Source organism: Prevotella melaninogenica (assembly GCF_003609775.1).
GTDB classification, from domain to species: Bacteria; Bacteroidota; Bacteroidia; order Bacteroidales; family Bacteroidaceae; genus Prevotella; species Prevotella melaninogenica_A.
Window position 1 is genome coordinate 460,400 of the sequence record NZ_AP018050.1, and the last position, 19,566, is coordinate 479,965.

General features: G+C 39.6%; 19 protein-coding genes, 2 tRNA genes and 2 pseudogenes. 16 read left to right on the forward strand and 7 right to left on the reverse strand.

Going from position 1 to position 19,566, the window contains the following annotated elements; translation table 11 throughout:
* The first annotated feature begins 2 nt into the window (after positions 1-2).
* The 12 genes and pseudogenes from PMEL_RS08610 to PMEL_RS08665 all read left to right on the forward strand — a co-directional run bounded on the left by PMEL_RS08610 (position 3) and on the right by PMEL_RS08665 (position 6,404).
* Entirely contained in the window at positions 3-260 is a 258-nt protein-coding gene (locus tag PMEL_RS08610; protein WP_120174941.1) for an acyl-phosphate glycerol 3-phosphate acyltransferase, read from the forward strand.
* A gap of 127 nt (positions 261-387) precedes the next feature.
* A pseudogene (locus tag PMEL_RS12545) lies at positions 388-537 on the forward strand (IS30 family transposase); the annotation flags it as partial.
* 138 nt (positions 538-675) lie between these two features.
* Positions 676-1,155 (forward strand): outer membrane beta-barrel protein, encoded by a 480-nt coding sequence (locus PMEL_RS08620; RefSeq protein WP_120174942.1) that lies wholly within the window; start codon positions 676-678, stop codon positions 1,153-1,155.
* A gap of 182 nt (positions 1,156-1,337) precedes the next feature.
* Positions 1,338-1,946, forward strand: a complete 609-nt coding sequence (gene recR, locus PMEL_RS08625) for a recombination mediator RecR (protein ID WP_120174943.1) — start codon at positions 1,338-1,340, stop codon at positions 1,944-1,946.
* 8 nt (positions 1,947-1,954) lie between these two features.
* Positions 1,955-2,407 carry a hypothetical protein gene (locus PMEL_RS08630; RefSeq protein WP_120175514.1) on the forward strand — a complete coding sequence of 151 codons (453 nt, stop codon included), beginning with the start codon at positions 1,955-1,957 and terminating at the stop codon, positions 2,405-2,407.
* Positions 2,408-3,610: a glycosyltransferase family 2 protein gene (locus PMEL_RS08635; RefSeq protein ID WP_120174944.1), complete on the forward strand. Its 1,203-nt coding sequence runs from the start codon at positions 2,408-2,410 to the stop codon at positions 3,608-3,610.
* Between the two features lie 3 nt (positions 3,611-3,613).
* Positions 3,614-4,132, forward strand: coding sequence for a GNAT family N-acetyltransferase (locus PMEL_RS08640; protein ID WP_120174945.1), 519 nt, complete (start codon positions 3,614-3,616; stop codon positions 4,130-4,132).
* A gap of 86 nt (positions 4,133-4,218) precedes the next feature.
* A tRNA-Asp gene (locus PMEL_RS08645) sits at positions 4,219-4,292 on the forward strand.
* A 26-nt stretch (positions 4,293-4,318) separates the two neighbouring features.
* Positions 4,319-4,392: transfer RNA gene (locus PMEL_RS08650), tRNA-Asp, on the forward strand.
* Positions 4,393-4,809: 417 nt separating this feature from the next.
* Positions 4,810-4,998: a hypothetical protein gene (locus tag PMEL_RS08655; RefSeq protein ID WP_120174946.1), complete on the forward strand. Its 189-nt coding sequence runs from the start codon at positions 4,810-4,812 to the stop codon at positions 4,996-4,998.
* 78 nt (positions 4,999-5,076) lie between these two features.
* Positions 5,077-5,907: a Fic family protein gene (locus tag PMEL_RS08660; protein WP_120174947.1), complete on the forward strand. Its 831-nt coding sequence runs from the start codon at positions 5,077-5,079 to the stop codon at positions 5,905-5,907.
* A gap of 47 nt (positions 5,908-5,954) precedes the next feature.
* Positions 5,955-6,404: a hypothetical protein gene (locus PMEL_RS08665; protein WP_145985362.1), complete on the forward strand. Its 450-nt coding sequence runs from the start codon at positions 5,955-5,957 to the stop codon at positions 6,402-6,404.
* A 599-nt stretch (positions 6,405-7,003) separates the two neighbouring features.
* Here PMEL_RS08665 and PMEL_RS08670 read toward each other — a convergent pair.
* Both PMEL_RS08670 and PMEL_RS08675 read right to left on the reverse strand, forming a co-directional pair.
* Positions 7,004-8,800: a M6 family metalloprotease domain-containing protein gene (locus tag PMEL_RS08670; protein WP_120174949.1), complete on the reverse strand. Its 1,797-nt coding sequence runs from the start codon at positions 8,798-8,800 to the stop codon at positions 7,004-7,006.
* Positions 8,801-9,131: 331 nt separating this feature from the next.
* The gene (locus tag PMEL_RS08675) at positions 9,132-10,070 is read right to left on the reverse strand and encodes an IS30 family transposase (protein WP_120173978.1); all 939 of its coding nucleotides are present in this window, start codon (positions 10,068-10,070) and stop codon (positions 9,132-9,134) included.
* Between the two features lie 473 nt (positions 10,071-10,543).
* On the opposite strand from PMEL_RS08675, the gene rbr reads away from it, so the two are divergent.
* Positions 10,544-11,197 carry a rubrerythrin gene (gene rbr, locus PMEL_RS08680; RefSeq protein ID WP_120174950.1) on the forward strand — a complete coding sequence of 218 codons (654 nt, stop codon included), beginning with the start codon at positions 10,544-10,546 and terminating at the stop codon, positions 11,195-11,197.
* 891 nt (positions 11,198-12,088) lie between these two features.
* On the opposite strand, the gene PMEL_RS12245 is transcribed toward rbr, so the two are convergent.
* A complete protein-coding gene (locus PMEL_RS12245; protein ID WP_172586781.1) occupies positions 12,089-12,181 on the reverse strand; it encodes a smalltalk protein in 93 nt (30 codons plus the stop codon).
* Between the two features lie 489 nt (positions 12,182-12,670).
* Between PMEL_RS12245 and PMEL_RS08690 the strand changes: the two genes are divergently transcribed.
* Positions 12,671-13,609, forward strand: a complete 939-nt coding sequence (locus PMEL_RS08690) for an IS30 family transposase (protein WP_120173978.1) — start codon at positions 12,671-12,673, stop codon at positions 13,607-13,609.
* Here PMEL_RS08690 and PMEL_RS08695 read toward each other — a convergent pair.
* Together PMEL_RS08695 and PMEL_RS08700 are read right to left on the reverse strand one after the other, a co-directional pair.
* Positions 13,562-14,056, reverse strand: coding sequence for an HU family DNA-binding protein (locus PMEL_RS08695; RefSeq protein WP_120174951.1), 495 nt, complete (start codon positions 14,054-14,056; stop codon positions 13,562-13,564). The two genes, PMEL_RS08690 and PMEL_RS08695, sit on opposite strands and share 48 nt — an antisense overlap.
* 463 nt (positions 14,057-14,519) lie before the next feature.
* Positions 14,520-15,005, reverse strand: a complete 486-nt coding sequence (locus tag PMEL_RS08700) for a D-Ala-D-Ala carboxypeptidase family metallohydrolase (protein WP_120174952.1) — start codon at positions 15,003-15,005, stop codon at positions 14,520-14,522.
* A 1,017-nt stretch (positions 15,006-16,022) separates the two neighbouring features.
* On the opposite strand from PMEL_RS08700, the gene PMEL_RS08705 reads away from it, so the two are divergent.
* Both PMEL_RS08705 and PMEL_RS08710 read left to right on the forward strand, forming a co-directional pair.
* Complete coding sequence (locus PMEL_RS08705) at positions 16,023-16,484, forward strand: hypothetical protein (protein WP_231999456.1); 462 nt, start codon at positions 16,023-16,025, stop codon at positions 16,482-16,484.
* Between the two features lie 11 nt (positions 16,485-16,495).
* Positions 16,496-16,784, forward strand: a pseudogene (locus tag PMEL_RS08710) (mobilization protein); the annotation flags it as partial.
* On the opposite strand, the gene PMEL_RS08715 reads toward PMEL_RS08710, so the two are convergent.
* Positions 16,774-17,628, reverse strand: a complete 855-nt coding sequence (locus PMEL_RS08715; protein WP_120174954.1) for a hypothetical protein — start codon at positions 17,626-17,628, stop codon at positions 16,774-16,776. The pseudogene PMEL_RS08710 and the gene PMEL_RS08715 overlap by 11 nt on opposite strands.
* Entirely contained in the window at positions 17,603-19,564 is a 1,962-nt protein-coding gene (locus tag PMEL_RS08720) for an AAA family ATPase (protein WP_120174955.1), read from the reverse strand. The genes PMEL_RS08715 and PMEL_RS08720 overlap by 26 nt, the downstream gene beginning before the upstream one ends.
* Positions 19,565-19,566: the final 2 nt, after the last annotated feature.

Genomic DNA, 19,566 nt, shown 5'->3' on the forward strand with positions numbered 1-19,566 from the left:
ATATGAAGAGAATAAAAATTATTCGTGTATTGGCAACTTATATTTGTCATGATCCATTTGCATATAGCCCTATCTGGACATGGGATGGCTTTCCTCCAATTATATATACAGAAAGGGAAAGAATACTTCCTGTATTAAAAGAATGGGAACAAAAAGGATATTTAACTTTAATATATGATGAGAAAATAGCCTTTATCCTTAACGCAGAAAAATTACCATCAAAAGAAAAACTAATAGAAGAAAGTCGTAATATTAAATAAAGGATTGTAGAAGTAGAAAAGAAATTAACGAAGAAAGTATGGGACTTTGCCTATAGCTGCTTTATTTGTTCAAAGACAAATCATAGATAGAAGATAACCTGCATGTTGCATGGCATAATAGAATATCAAGGGGGAAAAGTGCAAAAAGCTGGCACGCACTGTAATACATTTGCCATCTCCATTCAAAGAGCATGTCAAGTCTATTACAACTGACAATGGAACTGAATTCGCTTGCTATGAAATGATAGGCAAAAGCCTTGGTGTCACCATCTATTTTATAAAGAATGTCAATTTTTTCCTCATTCCAAATATTATCCTTACCTTTGTCTTAAGTTTATTGACATAAACCTATGGTATTACTTGTCAATCCTAAATTATTATTTATATCGTAAATATTGCTATGATAAAAAGATTTATGCTGCTCGTTGCAGCAATGGTAGTGAGCATTGGTGCATTTGCACAGTTTCAGGAGGGTAAGGGCTATTTAGGTGCTTCCCTGACAGGACTCGACTTACACTATAATGGTCAGGACGGCATGAATATTGGTGTGCAGGCAAAGGCGGGTTACTTCCCTTGGGATAACCTCATGGTACTTGCTACATTCGATGCGGCACACAATGGTTCTGAGGCTGTTGCCGACCATATCAGCGTAGGTGTTGGTGGACGTTATTATATCACACAGAACGGACTCTACTTGGGTGCGGGTGTGAAGCTTCTCCATGCCAACCATAATTATAACGACCTGATGCCGGGGGTTGAGGTGGGTTATGCCTTCTTCATCAACCGCTCGGTGACGATTGAACCTGCTATTTACTATGATCAGTCATTCAAGACACATAACTATTCAACAGTGGGCTTGAAGGTTGGTCTCGGCATCTACCTCTTTGATGATTAATCGAAGAGAAAAGATATATTTTTTGTAAGGACTGGCTGTCTTAATATAGGGATGCACCAGTTGGTGTGTCCCTATATCTCTCAAATCAAGCAGCCGTTTCTATCGACTATTAAGAATAAAAAAAGAGGATTACAAGTGTAACCCTCCTTTCAATATCTCCAGCCTACGAGAATTAATTTTAAATGCAACAATACCCTTCTCAACTCTTAGAACGTGCCGTAGAGGCTTTCTCACAGTTGCCAGGTGTGGGGCGTAAAACTGCTCTGCGCCTTGTTTTGCATCTGCTACGCCAGTCAACAGAAGACGTGGATAGCTTTGCGGATGCTGTCATACGTGTAAAACACGATGTGAAGTATTGCAGGGTTTGCCATAATATTTCCGATAATGAGGTTTGTTCTATCTGTTCTGCCCCACGCCGTGACGCGTCGGTGGTCTGTGTGGTAGAGAACATTCAGGACGTGATGGCGATTGAGAATACGCAGCAGTTCCATGGACTTTACCACGTTTTGGGGGGGATCATCTCTCCGATGGATGGTATCGGACCGCACGACTTAGAAATTGAATCGCTCGTAGAGCGTGTGAAAGAGGGTACGGTGAAGGAAATCATCCTTGCTCTTGCCAGTACAATGGAGGGCGACACAACCAACTTTTATATTTCTCGAAAGCTGAAAGATGCTGACGTGAAGCTATCGGTTATCGCACGAGGTATCTCTGTTGGCGACGAACTTGAATATACTGATGAGGTGACGTTGGGCAGAAGTATTCTGAACCGCACACCTTTGGAATCTTAATCATGACTATGGATAAAACAAGAAAAGTACTTCTTACAGAGCTAATTAGCTCTTGCATTATTACACTGCTCATCATTGCGGTGTATGAACTTAACCTCATTTTGCCCGGTGGTTGGGCTGATGCAGAAAGCAGCAACATGGTGACTGTGCAGTTTCTTATGCAACTGTTGACCCTCGCTGCTATCCCACTTGCACTCTTCCTTTTCAAGATTGGCTACGTAAGCTCCGACCTACACACCGACGAAAGCCACGTCAGTCGTAAGCTTCTCTTCTGGGGTAGCGTACGAATGATGATACTTTGCGTTCCGATGATACTCAACACCTTCTTCTATTATGCCTTCGGCGATAGCGTAAGTTTCTTCTATCTTGCCGTCATCTTAGCGTTGAGCTTATTCTTCGTCTTCCCCTACAAGAAGCGTTGTGAGCATGAATGTTCTATGGATAATTCAGAACATGAGTAAATGAAACTGAGTGTTATCATCGTTAATTATAACGTAAAATATTATCTCCAACAGTGTCTTGAGAGTCTTCAGCGTGCTTTAAAAGGCGTTGAAGCAGAGGTATTTGTGGTTGACAACCATTCACATGATGGCTCCGTAGCCTATCTTCGTAGCCGTTTCCCTGACGTTCACTTCATTGCCAGTGCGCATAACTTAGGCTTTGCGCGTGGCAATAATATTGCAATTCGGCAGAGTAAGGGCGAATATGTCTTGCTATTAAATCCCGACACGGTTGTGGGCGAGGATGTTATCCGCTCGTCTATCGACTTTATGGATAGCCACCTAACGGCTGGAGGACATGGCGTACAGATGCTTACCCACCTCGGCGAACGGGCCTTAGAAAGCCGTCGTGGCTTGCCCTCTCCCGTGGTTTCGTTCTATAAGATGATAGGACTTTGCAAGCACTTCCCACAGAGTGACCGCTTTGCACATTATTATATGGGTAGTTTGTCGTGGGACGTTCCGGGCAAGATTGAGGTAATCAGCGGTGCTTATTGCTTCCTGCGCAAGTCTGCCTTAGACAAGGTAGGACTCTTAGACGAGGATTTCTTTATGTATGGCGAGGATGTCGACCTCAGCTATCGATTGCTAAAAGGCGGCTTCGAGAACTGGTATCTCCCCGTGCGCATCCTGCATTACAAGGGCGAGAGTACGCAGAAGTCGAGTTTCCGATATGTTCACGTCTTCTATGATGCCATGCTTATCTTCTTCCGCAAGCATTATGGCGGTATGAACGCATTGTGGCGACTACCGATTAAGACGGCTATCTACGTGAAAGCCTTTGGCTCACTGATAGGTACAACGATACGCGCAACGAAAAAGAAACTCGGATTCCGCACCTCAATAGCTAAATCATTCCCACATTATATATTTGTTGCTGGCGAAGACGTAATGGGAAAGTGTCAACGTCTGGCAACGGATAACGCCTTAGTGGCAGAGTATCGGGTTGCAGACAAAGATAACTTGAAGCGCACACATTCCGACCTGCTCAAGGAGTTTGGAGGCAAGAACAGACCTTTTTGCATCGTCTATGACACTGAACTATTCAGCTATCAAGATATCCTGAATGTCTTTGCCGAACAGCCACAGCAGAATATTCACATTGGTTTCTATCATAGAAAGGAGAACAGAGTCGTCACCATGATGGAAGTTATAGGAGATTAAAGCATGGAAAAGAAACAGCACGTAAGGGTTAGACTAAGAGCGATGGAGCCGGAAGACCTCGATATGCTCTATCACATTGAGAACGATCGCAGCCTATGGAACATCAGTGCAACAAACGTTCCTTACAGCCGTTATGCCCTGCATAACTACATTGCAGATGCAAAAAACGATATCTATATCGACGGACAACTGCGCTTGATGATTGAAAACCATGAGCAGGAACTTGTCGGGGTGATAGACCTTGTCAACTTCGACCCAAAGCATCAGCGGGCAGAAATGGGTATTATCATCATGAAACCATTTCGCCAACAAGGCTATGCCCACGCTGCTATCTCAGCCCTAATCGACTATACACGCGACGGTCTACATCTAAAACAAATCTACGCTGTGGTAGACGTTGATAACGAGGTGTCGCTCCACTGTCTTTCGTCCTTCGGTTTTACAAATGGTAGCATACTAAAAGAGTGGCTTTATTGTGATGGAAAGTATAAAGACGCAAGGATAATGCAACTTTTTATATAAAAAGAATAAATTAATTTTGGTGGAATAGATTTTTATTGTTACCTTTGCACACGCAAAACAGAAAAAGGGTTTAAAACATCCATTTTGGTGCGTTAGTTCAGTTGGTTAGAATGCCTGCCTGTCACGCAGGAGGTCACGAGTTCGAGTCTCGTACGCACCGCTGAAAACTCCAAATCTGTAATGCATGGTGCGTTAGTTCAGTTGGTTAGAATGCCTGCCTGTCACGCAGGAGGTCACGAGTTCGAGTCTCGTACGCACCGCTGAAACCTTGGCTTCCCGCCAAGGTTTTTTTGTTTTTGATAGGTTAACAATGCAGACAAGAGAACCGTCGCTTGTGAAAGGGAGACAGAGTAACAGATGAACTTTTTTTAGTTGACAAGTTGACGAGTTAACAAGTTATGTGCAACAAAGGATATAACTGGTTTACTTGTCAACCAATAAACGAGTGAATAGGACTTATTAGCCTTACTTTATCACTCCATATCTCGGAAAACCTTAATTGAAACTTTGTTCAAAAAAAGAAGAAAAACACTTTGACATATCAAAAGAAAATCCTAACTTTGTTACAAAATATTTAATCATTTATTCTATCAAAATAAACGTTCCTAACGCTTGAAATGTAAGACCTATCATAAAGAAACAAGAACTATTAACTAAATAAACGAAAGGGAATAATTATGGAACTAACAACATTATTCGCTGCAGCTGTAGCTGTTAAAGTAATTGACAGCTTGACTGGTGGCAATAAGAAAAAGAAAAATAAGAAAAACAAGAAGAAAAGCAGTTCAAGAAGTAGCTACAGAAGAAAAGACACGAATTATCGTGATGCCCCTGCTTGGTTCCATGATCATGGTCAGAACCTCTAATACTACGGGATTCATACCTTGCAATTAAACAGTTATAGACAAAAAACTCGTATAGTCCAACACCTGCAATAAAACGATATGTTGACAAATAAGAAAGACTTCTTAAACATACTTGAGGAGCATAACAAGTTAGGCTTCCAAGATCAAATAGACTATAACAAGTTTTATCTCTATTCTATCGTAACTCATTCGACTGCCATTGAAGGATCAACAATGACAGAGATTGATAATCAGCTGCTCTTTGACGAAGGACTTTCAGCCAAAGGAAAAAGTATCATAGAGCAAAATATGAACCTTGACTTAAAAGCTGCTTACGAGAGAAGTATGGAGTTAGCTAAAGCGCATACGCCGATTTCTGTTGGTGTACTTAAACATTTAGCTGCACTTGTTATGCGGAGAACAGGTGGAGAAGTAAATGGCTTTGGTGGTTCGTTTGACTCATCAAGAGGTGACTTACGCCTTGTGAATGTTACAGCTGGTGCTGGAGGTAAAACATATATGAATTACCTGAAAGTACCACAGAAGTTAGAAGAATTCTGCAAAGAGATTAATGAAAGACGGAAGGAACTGTTAGAAAGTCCTGATATATACGAACAGTATAAATTGAGTTTCTATGCTCACTTGAAACTTGTTACGATACATCCCTGGGTAGATGGCAATGGAAGAATGTCAAGATTGATTATGAATCATCTTCAATACGAATTCGGATTAGTCCCAAGTAAAGTTGTAAAAGATGATAAGGCAGAATATATAAAGGCATTAAAAATCTCACAAGAGGAAGAAAGCGAAGCTCCTTTCTTAGACTTCATGTTTGAGGAACACGCTAAGAACTTACAAGAAGAAATTGAAAACTACAAACTTTCTATGGGCGACGAAGAAGTCAAACCACATAGAGGTTTTCGTAGATAGCCTGTACTTTGGTCGACAAAATATAAACCAACAAAGCAATATAAGTTATGAGAAAGTTATTGTTAATAATAGCCATTGCTACAATGACAGTAGTAGCAAATGCACAGAATAAAGTGACAACTGCTAAGACTACGCCAGAAATGGTGTATTACTATACAGACTTTAGTATTACAAGAGTCAAAGATATCACAAGGGGAAAAGATGTTTATGTTCCTTATATTGGTAATAATATTACCCTCGGTTTAGAACCCATGAAAGACGGAGAAGGAAATATAATAAGTTTTGATGTACCACTCTCTGGTTTTAATTATATAACAAGTCAAGGATGGGAATTATGGTTACATGATGACAATTACAATATAATACAGAGGTGGTGTATAAGAAAGAAAGTTACTAAACAAGAGTTTGAACGATTGACAAAAGATGAGGTTAAATTAACAAAAACCATAGAAAGAATCCCATCAGCTGTAGAAGAACTACAGAGAATGGTAAAATAATAATATATCCACAAACAACACATAAGGTTCCAGATTACTTGGAGCCTTTTTTATTTATTTTTATTCAGTTATCAACTCAAAATAGCATTAGGCTCTCCTTACGTTTACGTCTCCCCCGTCTGTAACCATTGGCTAAACACGTTGAGGGAAATGTTCTGTGTGTTCCATGACCTTTAGGTCTCTGAGCATTTCCGTTCATCTAAAAAGAATCTGTAAAGCTGTGCTTTCCGTCTATCTGTGCTTTCTGTGAGAAAATGCTTTTACCCAAAAGACATAAAATATTTTTACAAACCAATAGGAAATTAACCTAAGAAAATCGCTAAAAATGAGCCTTCTTAATCCCCCTTATAATTACCTTATAATCACCTACTTGCAAAGTCATATAACAAAAGGTGCTTACTTGGACTTCAAAAGGGCATCTTTTGCAAGCTAATTAGGCATCTTTTGCAAGCTAATTAAGCGTCTTTTAGAAGCCAAAAGGGCATATATAATTTTCAAAGCACACAAAAAAAGTTTACAAGTTGACAAGTAAACTTGCAAACTTGTAAACTAATAAACTAATAAGCACATATACCTTGTAAACTTGTTTACTCGTAAACTCATTCACTTGCAACCTTGCTTACTTTCCCATTACGGTCCTTCACAATCACTACCTGCTTGTGAGCTTTCTGCTCGTTCGTAGTTCTTACGCCAGAGAGCGTGTAGGTCTCGACTGGCTGTTCGTGGTCGGCAGGGAGGGTATTGATGCCTGTCGCTGCCTTTAATGGCGTATAGCTAAAAGAGATTGTATTGTCATTATTCCGAACAATCTGCTTGACTCCTGCCTGACTGCTAACGTTATAATTCGTATAAAAACTTAGACGAGGATCAGTAGACTTCGTTAAGCTATTGTTCAATCCTGTTGGAAATGGGTCGCTGCTCTGTGTGTCATGATCGAGTCGAGCATCGGCAGGAACAATCGTGAAGCGTGGATGACGTTGCACCGAAGCAGCATTCACGTTGTTCATCATCCATGAATAAGCATCGAAATCAACGTGGAAAACCATCAGTCCGTGTCCCGGCAACTCAGTATCCCAGCGGTAAGGCGTACGGTTTTCAAAGATGTAATATTCATTCTTCGTGTCAGGATTATAGAGGAAGTAGGCATCGCCACCCTCAGCAAGTCCCTTCATATTCTTCACCTCGACAGCCTCATCGCCAAGTGTGATAGGCTTCAACCAACCCATATACGCTTTCTCGTAGGCGTCATAGCCAGCTGGCACCGTACCAATTCCCGTACCGCCGTATACGTTTATCAGACTCTCTGGACCGCCGTTATAACTGCCCGCACACATCAAGTCGTATCGCCCAGAACCAACGTTGTTACCGCCACGAGTATCATAAAAGTCGGGCAATCCAAGACAATGCGAGAACTCGTGACAGATGGTACCGATACCAGAATAGAACACACGCTCCTTGCCATTGAGCTGTGCACGGATAATCTCGTTGCTACAAGCGTAGGTGTTTATCGTTTGTCCGTTGAATTTCAGTGCGTCAAGTCCTGCATCAGTGAGCGAATACTTATGTGGCCAGATGGTGCTTGACTCACCACCTGTCGCCTCGCCCTCGCCAGCATAGATGACATAAACCTGCTCTACCTCGCCATCATTGTCCCAGTCGTATTTGCTAAAGTCAACCTGACCTTTGATAGCATTGCAGGCGTCGATAATCATCTGTGGCGCATTCGCATCATTCTGATTACCTGTTCGCTCACCATAAAACTTATAAGGATGCTTGAGCTTTACGGGTCCGACGACATCGAAAGTTAGGTCGAACTTGCCGTTACTCTGATCGAGGAAATAGTCGTGAACACTACCAATAGCCCCATTGTTATTGGTATATCCCACCTTGTTGAGCATATCCTCATAGAGCGTCTTGACATCATTCGCACGTGGTCGGAGTGTCAACACATTCTTCGGATCTTTGAAAGACATATCCTCAAACTCAACCAAGATAACAAGTCCTTTCTTCTTACCCTCCCATGTCATTCCCAATCCTTCTCCGAAAGACTTAGAACTAAGGTGTATCTCCTTCTGTCTTTGCAGTTTTCTTACCTGCTGAAGGGCAGCCACAACGAGTTCCTCTCTATCTTTGCGCAATCCCTTCTCATGTGCCAACACCGATGATGCCACTAACTGATTGTCCTCAATGCAGGCATAATAGTAACTACCATCATGCGGCAACACGGGTATGCCATCTTCCGTCAGCGCATAATTAAAATGCTCGTCGCCGACGGTCATAACCTTCAGGATTGTTCCGTCCGCTTGCTTAAAGCTGCGCCACATCCGCATGGCAGGGATAGCAAATGATGATGTTGCCAACAGTGCACTAACTAAGAGAGTTATAATTTTCTTCATACAACTGCTTTTGAATGATGATTCATTTGGTTTTTATTGGTACGAAATTATCTTTTGAAAGATGATGCAAAGATAAGGAAAAAAATAAAAGGTAAGCAAACAAAACGATAAAAATTAGTTGACGAGTAAACAAGAGAATGTTTTGTAATTCATAATTCATAATTCATAATTATGATTACTATATTAATTCATAATTCACAATTCATAATTCATAATTATGATTACTACCTAACCCTTAAAGTTCAAAGGTAATAGTTAATAGTTCTAATCATAAAGTTCAAAGTTCAAACCTCAAAGTTCAAAGGCGCAGAGTCAACCAGCAAGTGCAAAATTACAAAACGTGTTTAAAGAACTCGCACTTTGGATTAGAAAAGTTTAATTTTTCTCTTGGTCTTTCGTTCAATTTCTTTTGTATGGACATAATTCTCTTGTCCGTATATTTATCAAACGAATCCTTTTTAGGTATATACTGCCTGATTAATTTGTTTGTATTCTCAACAGTTCCCTTTTGCCATGAACAATATGGGTCAGCGAAGTACACGGGCACTCCTAAGTATTTTGTGATGTCCTTATGTGCTGCAAATTCAGGTCCGTTATCTGTTGTAATTGTCTTCAGGCTGTCTTTGTATGGCAGCAGTAGTTTCCTAACCACCTTTACCAGAGGCTTTGACATTTTTCCAAATGGCAGTTTCTGCATAAACAACATATTGGTGGATTTCTCCACTATTGTGAGTATGGCGTGCTGGGCAGGATCGACGATCAAGTCCATCTCAAAATCTCCGAATCTCTTCCCGTCAACTTCCTTACTTCTTTCATGGATACTCACCCTGTCCTTTATTGGAAGATGTCCGCCTTGGGGACGATGCCTGTATTTCATCTTATGCCTTGTGTGCTCTGCAAGCTTCCCTGTTGTGTCATTGTGGATAATGTTATAGATGGACTGGTGGGAGACCTCTATACTCTCATTTATGCGCAGATACCCTGATATTTGTCTTGGAGACCACTGGTCGTTGATAATATATTCTTTAATTCTCCAAACTAATTCGTCGGAGAGTTTGGCGTTAGTTACCGTGCTCTTTCTGCGCTGCATAGCCATATCATGCGCCTTCGTCCAGATATACTTTCCCGAAGGCGTACTGTTGCGTTTGATTTCACGTGAGAGTGTTGACTGACTAATACCGACGATCTCGGCAATTTCTTTTCTCGCTGTTTTCTTTTGGAGTAAGGCAAAAATTTGCGACCTTTGCTCCGAGATTAATTGATGATACATTTGCAATACAAAGTTAGTTAATCTTTGGGAGACTTCGGTCTCCTTTTTTATTTGTATTGCTGGTTGTTTCTTTTTCCTCTCCGAGAGATGCAGACAACCTCTCGCTACGCGTCGAGAACGTCTGCATCTCTCGGAGAGGGACACTCTTTTATTGCACTTCGTTTTGGAACTTGCAAAGGTGATAGTTAATAGTTAATGGTTCTAATCATAAAGTTCAAAGTTCAAACCTCAATGTTCAAAGATTAAGGTTAACCTTCTGTTTTAATTATCCATCGTCTAAATAGCCCCTTTCAACATAAAAAAAAAGCAAGTAAGGTTGACAGACTCGGAAATAATTAATACCTTTGCAAATGAAAAGTTGTAATTATTACAGGAGCAATATACAACGTTTATACATCTGATTATCAGTGGACATCAGACCTAAAATGTGCGTAATTAGCATTAAATACATATCATTATAATACAAGAACATTATGAAAAAGAAATTTATTTGCACCGTTTGTGGTTATATCCACGAGGGAACAGAGGCACCAGCAGAGTGCCCAGTATGCCACGTTAAGGCAGAGAAGTTTAAGGAGTTCAACCCAGCTGCATTGAAGGGTACAAAGACTGAGCAGAACCTCAAGGATGCTTTCGCAGGTGAGAGCCAGGCACATACTAAGTATCTCTACTATGCTTCTAAGGCTAAGAAGGACGGCTTCGAGCAGATTGCAGGCTTCTTCGAGGAGACAGCACGCAACGAGAAGGAGCACGCTAAGATCTGGTTCAAGTTCCTCCACGAGGGTGATATCCCTACAACTACTCAGAACCTCGCTGACGCAGCTGCTGGTGAGAACTACGAGTGGACTGATATGTACGAGCAGATGGCAAAGGACGCTATCGAAGAGGGCTTCCCAGAGTTGGCTGTTAAGTTCCGCAGCGTTGGTAAGGTTGAGAAGCACCACGAGGAGCGTTACCGCAAGCTCTTGAAGAATATCGAGGACAGCGTGGTATTCTCTCGCGATGGCGACTGCATCTGGCAGTGCCGCAACTGTGGTCACATCGTTATCGGTAAGAAGGCTCCAGCCGTTTGCCCTGTATGTAACCACCCACAGAGTTTCTTCCAGGTTGAGGAGTCAAACTATTAAATCAACGCAATAATAATTCCATAGCGTTAGTCACACAGTGCCAAGATCGAAAGGTCTTGGCACTTTTTTTATTTGACAAGTCAACGGCTTGCTTACGAAGACAGGGTAAGGGAAGACAAAGTAACAGAGGAACATATTTTTGGTTGACGAGTTAACGAGTTGATTGTAATAGAAGACATAGTAACAGAAGAACCCCTCCCTCTGTTACTCAAAAGAACTTTGTTCCCCTGTTACTATGTCTTCTATTACTCTGTCTTCGCAATCACCTTGTTCACTGGTCTACCCGTTCACTCGTCCACTAAATCATGTTCCTCTGTTACTATGTCTTCACAATTACCCTGTCTACAGCTAACTTGCCTCATGTCTAAACAAAAGAATATATATTTATATAATTCGGCGACAAAAAAGTGTAAAGTTTAATTATTTCAGCAATCTACCTATTTGTCGCAGATAAGCAAACAACCTCAACCGAAGAAAGTTACTAATTTGTCGCACTACTCCACAATCTATTGATTTATACATGATTACAAAGGCACAAAATCAAGCGATATAAAGCAGGAAACAAATTAGTAACAATGAAAAGAAAAGAAATAGAATACAAATACGCAATATTTGTAAAGAAAAGAGAAAGACGAAGACTTAAAGCTCCCTTTCTGTCTCTCCTCTCCTCCCTATCCGTCGAACTATCAAGAAAAAGACTCCCTTTTTGTCGCACAGAACCTACTTCGCTGTCGGGGACAACCTCCCTCGGAGTCGTGCGTAACCTACCTATACGTCGCTTATTTACAGCGTAAGCATCTGTAGTTCAATAAGATGAAAGTCCTTAACTAAGTCTTATAAGTGACTAACAATGACTGTCTAAGTTCAAGACGGAGTTTTATAAGAGGAGTTTTACATACAAGAACTAACGCCCAATGAGGTTGCCAGTGCTGTGAGTACGGTAACGAGAATATGCAAAATATTCTTCCAAATAGGTTTAATCATAATATTTCTATAAATTAAAAACTCTTAATCGGTCAACAGCCATGATTGCCTTTACATTGCTACTGAACCGATTTGAAGTAAGTGAATACTAAACCCAAAGCAGTCCTTCAACCACAATATGTTTAAGTTCTAATGAACAATTTGGGTTAAACAGAGAGCGGAGGGCGCAAGTTTAGCACTCCCCCACTCTCACCTCTCAAACCAATCTACTATGCGTGGCTCTCAGTAGTAGATGCGGCCTCACCCGGCTCTGGACTAACAGAAGGCTTATTCTCCTTCTTCTTGCCCTTCTTCTTCGACTTATCGGCAGCCTTTGCAAGTTCCAAAACGAAGTGCAATAAAAGAGTGTCCCTCTCCGAGAGATGCAGACGTTCTCGACGCGTAGCGAGAGGTTGTCTGCATCTCTCGGAGAGGAAAAAGAAACAACCAGCAATACAAATAAAAAAGGAGACCGAAGTCTCCCAAAGATTAACTAACTTTGTATTGCAAATGTATCATCAATTAATCTCGGAGCAAAGGTCGCAAATTTTTGCCTTACTCCAAAAGAAAACAGCGAGAAAAGAAATTGCCGAGATCGTCGGTATTAGTCAGTCAACACTCTCACGTGAAATCAAACGCAACAGTACGCCTTCGGGAAAGTATATCTGGACGAAGGCGCATGATATGGCTATGCAGCGCAGAAAGAGCACGGTAACTAACGCCAAACTCTCCGACGAATTAGTTTGGAGAATTAAAGAATATATTATCAACGACCAGTGGTCTCCAAGACAAATATCAGGGTATCTGCGCATAAATGAGAGTATAGAGGTCTCCCACCAGTCCATCTATAACATTATCCACAATGACACAACAGGGAAGCTTGCAGAGCACACAAGGCATAAGATGAAATACAGGCATCGTCCCCAAGGCGGACATCTTCCAATAAAGGACAGGGTGAGTATCCATGAAAGAAGTAAGGAAGTTGACGGGAAGAGATTCGGAGATTTTGAGATGGACTTGATCGTCGATCCTGCCCAGCACGCCATACTCACAATAGTGGAGAAATCCACCAATATGTTGTTTATGCAGAAACTGCCATTTGGAAAAATGTCAAAGCCTCTGGTAAAGGTGGTTAGGAAACTACTGCTGCCATACAAAGACAGCCTGAAGACAATTACAACAGATAACGGACCTGAATTTGCAGCACATAAGGACATCACAAAATACTTAGGAGTGCCCGTGTACTTCGCTGACCCATATTGTTCATGGCAAAAGGGAACTGTTGAGAATACAAACAAATTAATCAGGCAGTATATACCTAAAAAGGATTCGTTTGATAAATATACGGACAAGAGAATTATGTCCATACAAAAGAAATTGAACGAAAGACCAAGAGAAAAATTAAACTTTTCTAATCCAAAGTGCGAGTTCTTTAAACACGTTTTGTAATTTTGCACTTGCTGGTTGACTCTGCGCCTTAGGCGCATCATACTGCACAGCCTCCTGAACGCGCAAACCGCTGAGAAGGTTCTTCACACGACGGTGCATAGCATCAACGGTCACCGTTGGCGAAAAGAGAACGTGCGCACCATAGATGTCACGCTGCGCATTGAAGTCAGCAGCCTTCTCAACACCTAAAGAGTGAATACCTACACGGAAAGTTCCCAATCCGTCGAGCTTCACACGGTTACCATCCTTGAGAACCTGATTCATCTCGAACACCAACGCACTGATTACTGCCAAGATATCTGGCTCTGTTACGGTGCAACGCTCACTGATACGCTGAGCGAGATCCTTAACACCAACAAGGTCTGGACACACCGCACGGGCATACCAAAAACCCTTGCGCTTGCTGTTCTTACGATTGTCCTGATACATACGAAATTTGATTGACATAACTTGAAAAATTTAAAAAGTGAAACAAAGAAATTATTGAAATAAAAAACTAACGCTAATTAACCGCAAACGTCCAAAATTACCCTACCAATACCACTCCCTCGGTCGCCCGTCAGTCGCCCTCCCCATATATAGAAAAAGGTGGAGGGACAACTAACAAAAACACTGACTGCGACAAAAAAGTGTAAAATTATGTAAACGAGTAAATAAGTGAACACGTAAACAAATAAAAAGATAAACAAAGAAATAACTAAAAAAACAATAACCTAAAAACGTATAAAAATATAAAGGTAAAAGTTGGAAAACACAAAAACGTAAAAACATACTTCATCATAAATATAAACAACTAAAAATATGAAAAGATATTCACGTAAATAATTAAAATATTTACAGTCAGCAACTTAAAAAGTATTTCTCATACTTTCGGCGACAAAAAAGTGAAATTTTCCACCCCTTTTCTCCCCTATTTTGCCCCAAGAATCTGGTGTCTATTCTTCCCATTTCGCTTATAGCTGACGTGAATCCACCGCTTTTTTATCGACTCCTGCGGCTCAAGAATCATCTGATCGAAGTCTGTTTGAGAGAGAATTGCCGCATATTTCCGACACATTTCCAGTCCCGTCACATGAATATCAGCCGCCTCTCCTCGCAAATGTTGCGAATGTTCGGCTCCCATAACAGCCCTATTCACTACCTCACAGCGATAACCTCCCACGACTATCACACGCCCCACACGCCGTCTAAGCGGTTCTAAGACGCATTTACAAAGCTCCCGAAGATTCTCTATCACCTCCTCTCTCGAAGCCTCCCCAAACGCAGGATTCACCTCAGGCACATTCTTAACACCCATGCTCACCGCCTTTCCCGAACGCAGCATCTCGCCCACCGTAAAATGTGGAGAGAGTCGCTCCTCAAAGTCTATCTCAGTAGAATCAATATCCTTAATCATACACATTAATTATTATAGATTGTTTCCTTTACTAAAACTCAGTTCGTCATCCCTTCATTCCTGATGACGATGCAAAGGTACAACACTAAAAAACCGATTCCAAGGAAGATATATGTAGTAATGTGAGTAGACAAAGTCAACTTAATTCAGAATTCAGAATTCAAAATTCATAATTATGATTACTACTGTTAGCTGCGATTTATTGCTGCAAGCAACTTGTAAACTCGTAACTTGTCAACTCGTCAACAACAAATTATGATTACCGATATCAACTACCAATAAAGCACTACGAATGTCTCTAATTGCATGCATCCTTATTGTTAAATAATTCGTGTCATTCGAGAAATTCGTAGTTCATATCATAAAGTTCAAACTTCAATGCTCAAAGTTCAAAGGTAATAGTCCAAAACTAATACATGCTCTTTTGCCTTCGAGAAGATGCCTAATTGGCTTGTAAAAGATGCCCTTTTGAGGTCTTGTTAACGCCCTTTTGAACCCTTACTAACGCCCTTTAAAAATACAGCTTAGCAAGATACTGATAATCTGAGGGTTACAAAACTGCCGAAAAACCATCATTTATGTGCTTTTTCAGGGCAAGAACGTTAGTGGTAATGTAAACATATTTCCAAATCACCAAAGCGTATCAGCAATACTTACGCTACACCTCTGTCGCTCTTTGTGCCTTCGCCACCTCCGTTATATTGTCTTTATGCTTTTATCTCCGTGTTCTCCCTCTCTCTCTGTCTTTTATATGTAGTAGGCTTAATTTGTCAGAGTTTTTAAACACTTCTTTATCAGAAAATAAAGATTAATAGGTATTGCTTATATCATCCTTTATTCGTATTTTTGCAAAGAAATCATATTTGACAAATCTTAAACCCATAGAACATGAGAAAAGAAACTTAATATTACTATCTCTTAGTGTTATCTCCTCTTGCAATAACGAGGAATAGTAACAATAGCCAACATCGCAACCAAAAATACACTTAATATTCACACAACTAAACATTTACCGCAATGATGATTAAAAGATTTCTGCTATTTATAGCTGTTATTTTAATGGTTTCCTGCTCTAATGAAGATAACAGTAAAATACCAGGCATTACCCCAAGTGAGATAGAACTATCCACTGCACATCCAGAAGGCTTTTTCCAGTTTATAGAAGGTGATTATGCGATGTATGAGTTTAGGATTAATTATGGGAAGATTGACACTGAAGTATCAAAAAGAATAACCAAAGAGATTTTATCAAAGGAACAGACTGTCGTAGAACTTTCTGATGGGAATAAAGCCACAATTTATTGTAAAAATGGCATACTCCAGAAAATAGAATTTGACTTTATGACAATAAGCAAGGTACAGACAGGAAAATATAAAGTCCAATTGAACAAAAATAGTATCCAGCAAGTACCTGTAGCAATTTTCTTTGGATTTAGTGCTCCTGATGGAATGTCCAATATTGCAATAACGTTTAGATAGCAAAAGAGATAAAAGGGATGTTTGTTGGTACTGTGTCCGACAACTTTGACGAACGCATAGATAAGAAAACCTTCCATGCTGAAATTGTGGTCGATACAGTAAAGGTTTCCAGCGAGATGAAGACCTATCAGCCTATACCTGTGACAGTAGACTTTTCAAATGAAGATGGTTCCGATGTGCTCAAAGAAAACATCGAAGCCAACTATAAGCAGCTCTAAAAGGGAGTGCTACCCCCTTCTCTATACTGAGATAGAACGATTCAAGACCGACCCAATACTTTCTTATCTAATCAAGGAGTAGCATTCTGATTATTAAGAAAACCGAAAAACTCTTGACTTTTACAACATTCCAAGGTTAGAATTGCTTTCCAATAATTAAAACCGAAATCCTTCTGCTCTTGTTTCGCACGAGACTTTAACATTTCTATAAAGTTTTCAACAGTAATGCTGGCTTCCTTAGCTGCAATGTAGTCTCGAAGAATTTCACTAATAAAACTATCTGCTCTCTCTACAAATCTGTTACACAAATCCAGTTCTCCATAATGACTTTCTATCCGGCTGAATAAGGTAGGATCTATATTTGTTCGGTTATTTAAATAGAATTTAATTATCGGGACACCATTTTCGATAGAGATATCTACGAATAAATATTGTTCTTGCGGGAGGTCATCGAGATAAAGATTTAGGAAAATAGGTTGTTTCCCATTCAACCAGCGATCAAGTTTCTTTTGATTGCATATTGAACAACACTGCATCAAATTACGAGGGTTTGCAGAGAACTCTGGAAACTCAGTCTTTGGAATATAGTGATCGAGTTGACTGCAATCAGTGAGTGTACAGTTTGGACATAGCATATCACGCTTATTAGACTTAGTAGTTGTCAAACGAACGAATAGGTCATTAAACGATTTCGCTCTGAACCTATATAGTCCTTTTAACGCCTCTTGTTCATCAGGCTGTAAAGCTATTGGCTTTAAAGTGACCAATTGGTTATTGGTGAATTTTTCATTGTACACATTGTAACTTGTTTTAATATTTGTTTCCAAAGCTTCAACTATACTTTTTTGAGGGCCCTTATGTTTACTAGATACAACTTCCTTATGAAAGTCAAAAGGATCATCAAGGTAATATTTCACTTTCTTCATTTCGTTGAAAAATAGATTTGATAAATATTTGAAGTCCAATTGGTAAAGGAGTATTATCGGTACTTATAGCTTGGATTATATCATCTTCCGTTTTGCCGTTATCGGCAAGTTTAGAAATAATCTCTCTATAATACTGAGGAATATCCTTGTTTCCAAATATCTCATCAGTTAATATAGATATGTTTGCTCCCAATGTTTCTTGTTGTACTTTTCTAATTACAGATTTATTCTCAAACCGTTCCATTATACAAACATGGTTAGATTTAACCTCACGTATCACAAGCGGAGAATGTGTCATTACAATTGCATAGGAATCAAACTCCTCAAGTAATTTATATAGCGCAGAAATCAGAGTCGTTATGGCATTGGGATGTAGGTGTGTTTCTGGTTCATCAAACAATAATAATGTATCATATCGAAGGGTTGAAACAATGCATGTAAGTAGATATACTAAGGTAGATTCTCCAGAACTAAGTTTCTGTCTAACATCCGTTAGACTATTAATATCTAATTTGTATTTTTTACCAGATTCACGAAAAAGAGAGTCTATAACAGCAGAAGATAAAATTTTAGTTAATATATCCCTTAAACTGCGTGTCCTTCCTTTTGCATTAATAAACTTACAAGCTTCTTGTAACTTAAAGTTAATCTCATCACTGGTAATAATTCTTCTATTTCCTCCCTCCTTGACAGTAAGTCCAATATATTCATAATTAAAATCATTAGATTTTTCTGGATACTTACAATTGTCATACAGACTGGTTGATACACTTATTATTTTACTGAACAGAGGCAATTGTGGTTCGAATAATTCTTGTTTTTTTTGAGACAAGTCTATAGGAAGATTGGAAATCATCTGAGTTTTTCCAACCCCATTTTTTCCTACAACGGCAAACAGTCGGCTTGGAAGAATCGCTTTACTATTAAATGACACTTCCAATAAGGTCTCATCCTCTGAAAAAGGTGTTTGAAAATGATATGTAAAGTGTTCTCTATTTTGTACTTCTATTCCTTCTACTATAAACTTTGCATCTCTTAAAAGACGCTCCGCTTCATTTTCCCTTAATAAGCTTCTTTTAAATGAATAATCTTGTTCAAATTGATCTTCAATATCTGTAAATATTGCACAATCCTTCAGAGCCCAAAGAACACTTCTATAGCTATCTGGAAAATTCTGCTTAATTGTTTGGTAGTATTTAGAACTCTGTCCTAATGAACAAAAGTCATTATCCAATTCTGTAAAACTATCACTTAGGTAATTTTTTGTAATTGTTCTTGGCTCCTCTTCATTTGTTGTACAAGTAATAATTTTAACTTTCCCTATCTGTAATGACTCAGACTCATCATGATAGTAAAAGAGTCTGAATAACGAACTTACACCAAAATCATCCCAGGAGTCTGCTGCAAGAACAAATGAGGGAAATATACTGGGAGTTTCATGTACACCTTGTTTATTAGAATCCCTTTCAACAAAAAAGGGAATAGTATTACTTGGAATAACTTCATCAACCGCCTTACTATTTTTAACTTCATAAATAGTAAAGTCTTGTTGCCTTTTAGCAACTAATCTCTGATTATGAGGTATCAAATAGCTATTTATCAGTTGTACCAGAATCTCTATCAGCCTTTCATCATCTTGAAACTCATCAGAAGGAACTAACTCTATAACTTTTTGAAATTTATCAATATTTCTGTATATCCCTAATATTTCTGAGAATAAATATTCTTCATTCCAATCCGTATTATTGATATAATGCTGTTGAATATCTCCTCTCATTGTTTTGAAACGAGCATCTGTAGACGGCAATGAGTCAATATCCCATATTCGACCTATTAAATCCAATATACGGGCACTTTGCCTAAGGCTTTCAAAGGCACTTTTATCGACTAATGCCTTGAATAAACTTCTTTGTTGAACTAAGGGTAATAAAATCATAT

What these genes read in the sequence shown, in the direction of transcription:
- rbr (WP_120174950.1), top strand. Translation starts at nt 10,544, where the DNA reads ATGAAAAAGAAATTTATTTGCACCGTTTGTGGTTATATCCACGAGGGA.
- PMEL_RS08720 (WP_120174955.1), bottom strand. Translation starts at nt 19,564, where the DNA reads ATGATTTTATTACCCTTAGTTCAACAAAGAAGTTTATTCAAGGCATTA.
- PMEL_RS08655 (WP_120174946.1), top strand. Translation starts at nt 4,810, where the DNA reads ATGGAACTAACAACATTATTCGCTGCAGCTGTAGCTGTTAAAGTAATT.
- PMEL_RS08705 (WP_231999456.1), top strand. Translation starts at nt 16,023, where the DNA reads ATGATGATTAAAAGATTTCTGCTATTTATAGCTGTTATTTTAATGGTT.
- PMEL_RS08695 (WP_120174951.1), bottom strand. Translation starts at nt 14,056, where the DNA reads ATGTCAATCAAATTTCGTATGTATCAGGACAATCGTAAGAACAGCAAG.
- PMEL_RS08635 (WP_120174944.1), top strand. Translation starts at nt 2,408, where the DNA reads ATGAAACTGAGTGTTATCATCGTTAATTATAACGTAAAATATTATCTC.
- PMEL_RS08665 (WP_145985362.1), top strand. Translation starts at nt 5,955, where the DNA reads ATGAGAAAGTTATTGTTAATAATAGCCATTGCTACAATGACAGTAGTA.
- PMEL_RS12245 (WP_172586781.1), bottom strand. Translation starts at nt 12,181, where the DNA reads ATGATTAAACCTATTTGGAAGAATATTTTGCATATTCTCGTTACCGTA.
- PMEL_RS08670 (WP_120174949.1), bottom strand. Translation starts at nt 8,800, where the DNA reads ATGAAGAAAATTATAACTCTCTTAGTTAGTGCACTGTTGGCAACATCA.
- PMEL_RS08630 (WP_120175514.1), top strand. Translation starts at nt 1,955, where the DNA reads ATGGATAAAACAAGAAAAGTACTTCTTACAGAGCTAATTAGCTCTTGC.
- PMEL_RS08690 (WP_120173978.1), top strand. Translation starts at nt 12,671, where the DNA reads ATGTATCATCAATTAATCTCGGAGCAAAGGTCGCAAATTTTTGCCTTA.
- PMEL_RS08700 (WP_120174952.1), bottom strand. Translation starts at nt 15,005, where the DNA reads ATGATTAAGGATATTGATTCTACTGAGATAGACTTTGAGGAGCGACTC.
- PMEL_RS08640 (WP_120174945.1), top strand. Translation starts at nt 3,614, where the DNA reads ATGGAAAAGAAACAGCACGTAAGGGTTAGACTAAGAGCGATGGAGCCG.
- PMEL_RS08715 (WP_120174954.1), bottom strand. Translation starts at nt 17,628, where the DNA reads ATGAAGAAAGTGAAATATTACCTTGATGATCCTTTTGACTTTCATAAG.
- PMEL_RS08620 (WP_120174942.1), top strand. Translation starts at nt 676, where the DNA reads ATGCTGCTCGTTGCAGCAATGGTAGTGAGCATTGGTGCATTTGCACAG.
- PMEL_RS08660 (WP_120174947.1), top strand. Translation starts at nt 5,077, where the DNA reads ATGTTGACAAATAAGAAAGACTTCTTAAACATACTTGAGGAGCATAAC.
- PMEL_RS08610 (WP_120174941.1), top strand. Translation starts at nt 3, where the DNA reads ATGAAGAGAATAAAAATTATTCGTGTATTGGCAACTTATATTTGTCAT.
- recR (WP_120174943.1), top strand. Translation starts at nt 1,338, where the DNA reads ATGCAACAATACCCTTCTCAACTCTTAGAACGTGCCGTAGAGGCTTTC.
- PMEL_RS08675 (WP_120173978.1), bottom strand. Translation starts at nt 10,070, where the DNA reads ATGTATCATCAATTAATCTCGGAGCAAAGGTCGCAAATTTTTGCCTTA.